Annotated in this window: 6 protein-coding genes and 1 pseudogene; all 7 read right to left on the bottom strand. The window is 54.2% G+C overall.

Annotated elements, in window-relative coordinates; all coding sequences use genetic code 11:
- Nucleotides 1-34: 34 nt before the first annotated feature.
- Nucleotides 35-1897 carry a glutathione-regulated potassium-efflux system protein KefC gene (kefC, locus tag KQJ18_RS09580; RefSeq protein ID WP_085048327.1) on the bottom strand — a complete coding sequence of 621 codons (1863 nt, stop codon included), beginning with the start codon at nucleotides 1895-1897 and terminating at the stop codon, nucleotides 35-37.
- A complete protein-coding gene (kefF, locus tag KQJ18_RS09585) occupies nucleotides 1890-2420 on the bottom strand; it encodes a glutathione-regulated potassium-efflux system oxidoreductase KefF (protein ID WP_038637110.1) in 531 nt (176 codons plus the stop codon). Before kefF ends, kefC begins: the two co-directional genes overlap by 8 nt.
- Nucleotides 2421-2523: 103 nt before the next feature.
- The gene (locus KQJ18_RS09590) at nucleotides 2524-2757 is read right to left on the bottom strand and encodes a YgdI/YgdR family lipoprotein (protein WP_003018880.1); all 234 of its coding nucleotides are present in this window, start codon (nucleotides 2755-2757) and stop codon (nucleotides 2524-2526) included.
- A 90-nt stretch (nucleotides 2758-2847) separates the two neighbouring features.
- Nucleotides 2848-4191 (bottom strand): MFS transporter, encoded by a 1344-nt coding sequence (locus KQJ18_RS09595; RefSeq protein WP_216421885.1) that lies wholly within the window; start codon nucleotides 4189-4191, stop codon nucleotides 2848-2850.
- 147 nt (nucleotides 4192-4338) lie between these two features.
- Nucleotides 4339-4626, bottom strand: a complete 288-nt coding sequence (fixX, locus tag KQJ18_RS09600) for a ferredoxin-like protein FixX (RefSeq protein ID WP_159121706.1) — start codon at nucleotides 4624-4626, stop codon at nucleotides 4339-4341.
- Nucleotides 4623-5909, bottom strand: coding sequence for an FAD-dependent oxidoreductase (locus KQJ18_RS09605; RefSeq protein WP_087857647.1), 1287 nt, complete (start codon nucleotides 5907-5909; stop codon nucleotides 4623-4625). The genes fixX and KQJ18_RS09605 overlap by 4 nt, the downstream gene beginning before the upstream one ends.
- A 49-nt stretch (nucleotides 5910-5958) precedes the next feature.
- A pseudogene (locus KQJ18_RS09610) lies at nucleotides 5959-6107 on the bottom strand (nitrogen fixation protein FixB); the annotation flags it as partial.

Here is a 6107-nt window from a genome sequence, read left to right on the forward strand (position 1 = left end):
GCAGTAAAGTTTGCAGAACATCACATTTTTTACTCTATGCTGACGGTTTCACTTCCGGCTCATCGGCGACGTCGCCCGTATGTTTACCTTCATCCGTGCCTTGCCAGCCATGGCGTTGAATTAACGATAAGTGTTGGCGATCTTCCGCAATAATTTCACTCAGCATTGCGCTGGTGCGTTTATAAACCGCTGCGCGGGAAATCGCGTCATTTTCCCCTTTCACCATCTCCTCAACCATGAGCATATTGAAGCGGCGGAATACGTCGGCCCGCTCACGCGCTTCATAGCGACCAAGCCCAAGACCTTCCAGCGCCAGACGCCCGGTCTTCAGCGCGCCTTCAAAGGTTTCACGTTCCGGCATTTCCACCCCTGCCTGGCGCAGGCGAATGTAATGATCCACATCGCGCGCGCGGGCAATAATTTGCAGATGAGGGAAATGCTCCTTCACCATTTCGGTTAATTGCAGGCTGGTTTGCGGATCGTCAATGGCGTTAATAATGACTTCAGCTTTAGCCGCCCCTGCAGACTCCAGCAGATCCATCCGGGTCGCATCGCCATAGAAAACCTTCATGCCGAATTTACGTAGCGTTTCGATATGGTCCGGGTCATGATCAAGAACCACCATTTTGACGCCGCTCGACAACAGCAAACGCCCGGTAATCTGACCAAATCGCCCAAACCCGGCGATGATCACTCGCGGTTGTTCTTCATCGATTTCATCCGCTTCCCGCTCTTCACCGGTCGCTGATTTTTCCAGTCGTGTCAAAATCACCAGTAAAATCGGCGTCGCCGCCATCGACAACGCGACAGCCAGGGTCAGCGATTTCGCCCAATCAGGATCAAGCACGTCTGCCATTTGCGCCGCGCCAAACACCACGAAGGCAAATTCACTGCCCTGCCCTAATAATACGGCAAACCAGCGACGTTGCTTATTCGGCACCTGCAACGGTTTCGCTATCAGCCACAGCATGACGGTTTTGATAACCAGGAAACCGACCAGCAGAATAACGATGCGTAATGGGTTATCTACCAGCGTGCCAAAATCGATAGACATCCCCACGCCGATGAAGAACAGTCCCAGCAACAGTCCTTTGAACGGTTCAATATCGCTTTCCAGCGCGTGGCGATACTCAGAACTGGCCAGCAGCACACCGGCCAGGAACGCCCCCATAGCCATCGACAGTCCGACCTCTTCCAACAGCAGACCGAAGCCAAAAACGAGGAATAGCGCGACGGCGCTAAACACTTCCCGCAGGCCTGAACGGGCAACAAAACGTAACGCTGGACGCGTCACATAGCGACCTAACAGCACCACCAGCACCAGTGCCCCCGCCACCTTAAGCGCAGAGAGCGCAAACGCCCCAAGCGTTGTCGATGCGCCGCTCGCCGCGAGTAATGGGATCATCGCGACCAGTGGAATAGCGGCGATATCCTGGAACAGCAGCACGGCAAATGTGCTGCGTCCGAGTTGCGACACCATCAGGTTACGTTCATTCATCGCCTGCATAGCGATGGCCGTTGAGGAAAGCGCCAGCGTCATGCCGATCAGTTCCGCTACCTGCCAGCGCAGGCCGAGGAACATACAGAACAGACCGATCAGCCCCCCGCAAACCACCATTTGTAATGCACCACCGCCAAACACCGAGGCTCGCAGCTTCCACAAACGTTGCGGATCCAGTTCCAGGCCGATGACAAACAGCATCAATACCACGCCGATCTCGGCAAAATGGAGGATTGATTCGGCATCTGTCACCAGCCTCAATCCCCAAGGACCGATGATGCACCCGGCGATGAGATAGCCCAGCACTGACCCTAAGCCCAGCCGTACGGCGATGGGGACAATCAGCGCCGCCGAACCGAGGTAAATCAGCGCCTGTATCAGCGTATGACTATCCATGATGCACCTCCTGCCACTCCAGCAGACGCTGCTTATAGTGGCGCGCCTGCGCCTGCAGCGTTTCATCATCACAAATAAACGTACAGTGCATCGCAAACGGCGGCAGCCATTTGAGGCCGCAATATAACGCCGTTGCCTGTAGGGGCTGAGAAAGTACATCAAAGCCAGGATGGGAGCCGATATCAAAGTGGTTTTCACCGCCGCCGGTCGTCACAGCCCACAGCAGATGTTTACCGTGCAGCGCTGTTCCGCCATGGCCATAGGCCCAGCCGTGAGAGAGGACTTTATCCATCCACAATTTGAGTAACGGAGGCGTGCTATACCACTGCATAGGATGCTGCCAGATAATTAAATCAGCGCGTGCCAACGCATCCTGTTCAGCGGCAATATCGATATTGAAATCGGGGTAGAGCTGGTAGAGCGAGCGGATCTCCACGCCCTCCAGCGTCCTTGCCTGATCAAGCATCCGCTTATTCGCATGCGAATGCTGCGGATAGGGATGCGCATAAATGATGAGAATCATGATTAGCCTGTGTCACTGCATTATTGTAATAACAGTGAGTTTAGTCAGTTAATCCACAGGCTAACAGTCAATATTATTGAGTAGATAAATGGAAAAATCTGAGTTAGTTGTCCAGCTCACTCATATCTTTAACCTGGTCGCGGTTAATCTGCTCCGTCTTACCTGTTTGCGCATTTTTATATGACACCAGGCCAGTATCATCATCCACTTGCGGTTTGCCGTCGGTAACGATGGTTTTGCCGTCGGTGGTTTTCACCGCCTGGTTTGAGGAACAACCGGCGACGGTAAACAGTGCTGCTGCGGTAAAAATAGAGGTGATCAGGATATGTTTTTGCATGGTGTTCTCCCTGCTTTTCAGTCGTTTTCAGTGAAATATAGATTAACTGTAGGCTAACTGACTGAGTTACAGGGAAAATACAGAACACTCCTAATAACCTGCCCTGGTCACGGGCTTACTGCGAATCGTCATCTGACTGGTTTGAGACAACGTCAGGCCGCGTGTTTCTGGTGCAAAAGCAATGGACACGAGAAGGCCAATCAGCGAAATTCCTGCCCCCATCAGCATGACATTACTGATGCCGTATTTGCTAATGAACACCGGTAGCGCCCAGGTGGAAACAATGGTCCCGATGCGGCTTAACGACATAATCACCCCGACGGCAGACGCGCGAATATCGGTAGGAAACAGTTCGTTGGGATATAGCCACTGCAGATTCCCCGGACCACCAGAGAAAAATGCGTATACGGCAAAGGCCAGCACCACCAGCCACGCCCCCATATCAGGAATTAACCCCAGTACGGCCAGCGCCAGCGTCATCATAATAAAGCAGCCAATCAACAGCGGTCGCCGCCCCGCGCTATTGAGCCAAAACATCGGCGGAATACACCCCAGCATAAAGCACAAGCTAATCACCACGTTGCCCAACGCGGCGCTTTTCCCGGCACCCAGTCCCAGTAGCCCAACAATCTGCGGGCCAAAGGTATAGATGGCGAACATCGGGATCACCTGACAGGTCCAGATGGCGGCAACAAACAGCACAAACGGGAAATGACGACGATTAAACAGCTGGAGAAAACGCGTCTCCTGCGGCGCTTCTTCATCGAACACCACCGGTTCGCCGAACAGCTTGATCATCATCGCCTCGCACTCTTTCACCCGCCCCTTACGCAGCAGCCAGCGCGGCGATTCAGGCAGGTCGAAGCGTCCAATCAGGATCAAAATACAGGGGATCACCGCGCTACCTAGCATCCAGCGCCATCCGCCCTCAACATCATACAAACAGTAACCGACCAGATCGGCACAGGTTGCGCCGACATACCACATAGCCGCGATAAAACCGATAGAGAAAGCACGCTGGCGGGTATTGGAAAATTCGGTAATCATCGAGGTGGCGATCGGGTAATCGGCGCCAATCACAATGCCGATCAACACACGCATCACCAGGAGTTCAACGGGCGAGGTAACGAACATGGTCGCTGCCGATATCACGCCAATGGCGATGATATCGATAATAAACATTTTTCGCCGCCCGACCTTATCGGAAATGTAGCCAAACAACGACGTACCAACAAACAGTCCGGCCAGCGTGCCCGCACCCAGCAAGCCAATCCACTGAGCATCCAGTTTCAATGCTGGCGTGAGTTGTTCCAGCGCCACGCCAATCATTACCAGCACATAACCATCCAGAAACGGCCCACCGCTTCCCCATAGCATTATCCTGCGGTGAATAGAGGTAAATTTGATGTCATCAAAGTTCCTGGGCTGCTGCATGGTGATGTCCTGTTTCAACACGGGCAAAGCGTCATCTGTAGGCCGGATAAGGCGTTTACGCCGCCATCCGGCATTGGCACCACATGATTGCCGGATGGCGATGCTACCGCATCTTATCCGGCCTACGGGTGCACAACCTCGTACTTATTAGCCGTAGCGGAACTCCACGCCAAACGTCCCGCGTGGGTATTCCCATTTCTCCAGCGCCGTATCAAGGCCGAGGATCCGGCACGTTCCGCACTCCAGGCACCCGGCGTAATCAAAACGAACGCTACCGTCGTCCTGCTTTTTATACAGTCCCGCCGGACAGGCCTTAATCAGCACCTCCAGCGCCTGTTTATCAGGATCGGCTTTGAGAATGATGTGTGGGCTATTTTCATCCACATTGAACTTATTGACGCCCAGTTTGACGTCCACATTGACGGGAGATGTCATAATACGGTCACTCCTTTCAGGCCATCTTTCATCAGGTTGATGAAGCCCACTTTCTTCGCATGGCGCAGGATTTTTTTACGCATTGGCACCGGAGCGGAGCCATCCACGGTGAACAGGTCGCGCGCGATACTGACCGCCATTTCGGGATAAGCGGTAAACATGCGGGGATTATCAAGAAAAGCCGGCAGTTTCTGATACATGCGCATATCGCGCATCGGACCTTCGTCCAGATGCTGACGGTATTCACCCAGCGACTGCTTGCTAAAATCGTCGCGCTTCATCGCCGAAAGCACCGTCTTCGCCGCCGCTTCGCCTGCGGATATGGCGAGATCCATACCACGGATGGTAAAACCGAGGTTCATACACATGCCGGCAGCGTCTCCGGCAATCAGTACGCCATCGCCCACCAGTTCAGGCTGCATATTCATTCCCGCCTCGGGTACAACGTGCGCGGCATATTCCACCAGCTTGCCACCAGCGATCAGCGGAGCGACTGCCGGATGCTGTTTGAAATCTTCCAGCATTTGCGGGACCGATTTTTTCGCATCTTTCAGATGATGAAGGCCGCAGACCAGCCCCAGAGAAAGTGTTGTTTCATTCGTATACAGGAAGCCACCGCCCATCAGACCATCGGTTGGCGCCCCGGCAAACAGACAGGCGGCGCCTTCGTTGCCCTGTAGCTGGAAACGATCTTCAATCACCGACTTCGGCAATTCGATCAGTTCCTTCACGCCGACGGCAACATGCGATGCTTCAACACGCTTGGCCATGCCCAGCTTTTCAGCCAGCAGAGAATTCACCCCGTCGGCGAGGATCACGACTTTGGCTTCCAGAATATCGCCATCGGCTTCCACGCCCACGACTTTACCCTCGCGCTGAACGACGTTATCGACGCGAATACCGGTGATCAGTTGCGCCCCCGCCTCTTCAGCCTGCTCCATCAGCCAGGCGTCAAATTTACTGCGCAAGACGGAATAAGAAACCTGCGACGCGGCGGCCTCTTCACCATTGCAGTAGTCGATAGTCATCGCCCCGTTGTCGGTCATAAAGGCGAGTTTTTCGTGGGTGATCATGCGTTCAATGGGGGCCAGATCCGCAAAGCCGGGAATGATGCGTTCCAGGCTATGCGCATACAGACGCCCACCGGTGACATTCTTCGCGCCAGCAGAATTGCCGCGCTCGATAACCAGCACCTGTGCACCTTCGCGAGCAAGCACCAGCGCCGCAACCGAACCGGCCAGACCTGCACCCACGATGATGGCATCAAAGATATCTTCGGACATACGTACTCCTGTCAGCGGCAGGATACCTTCGCATCCTGCCCGAAATGATTTATCGCGCTAAGGCAGCCGTCAGCGCAGGCAGGATCTTCAGCGCATCGCCAACGATGCCAAAATCCGCATACTGGAAGATCGGCGCATTTTTATCTTTATTGATGGCGAAAATCGTCTGCGCGCCGTTGGCGCCGACCATGTGTTGGA

Origin of the sequence: Citrobacter sp. S55_ASV_140 (assembly GCF_018919505.1) — a bacterium.
In the GTDB taxonomy this organism is placed as follows: Bacteria; Pseudomonadota; Gammaproteobacteria; order Enterobacterales; family Enterobacteriaceae; genus Citrobacter; species Citrobacter werkmanii.

Excerpts from the sequence above, each read along its gene's own strand:
- kefC (WP_085048327.1), bottom strand. The coding sequence starts at position 1,897 with ATGGATAGTCATACGCTGATACAGGCGCTGATTTACCTCGGTTCGGCG.
- kefF (WP_038637110.1), bottom strand. The coding sequence starts at position 2,420 with ATGATTCTCATCATTTATGCGCATCCCTATCCGCAGCATTCGCATGCG.
- KQJ18_RS09595 (WP_216421885.1), bottom strand. The coding sequence starts at position 4,191 with ATGCAGCAGCCCAGGAACTTTGATGACATCAAATTTACCTCTATTCAC.
- KQJ18_RS09590 (WP_003018880.1), bottom strand. The coding sequence starts at position 2,757 with ATGCAAAAACATATCCTGATCACCTCTATTTTTACCGCAGCAGCACTG.
- fixX (WP_159121706.1), bottom strand. The coding sequence starts at position 4,626 with ATGACATCTCCCGTCAATGTGGACGTCAAACTGGGCGTCAATAAGTTC.
- KQJ18_RS09605 (WP_087857647.1), bottom strand. The coding sequence starts at position 5,909 with ATGTCCGAAGATATCTTTGATGCCATCATCGTGGGTGCAGGTCTGGCC.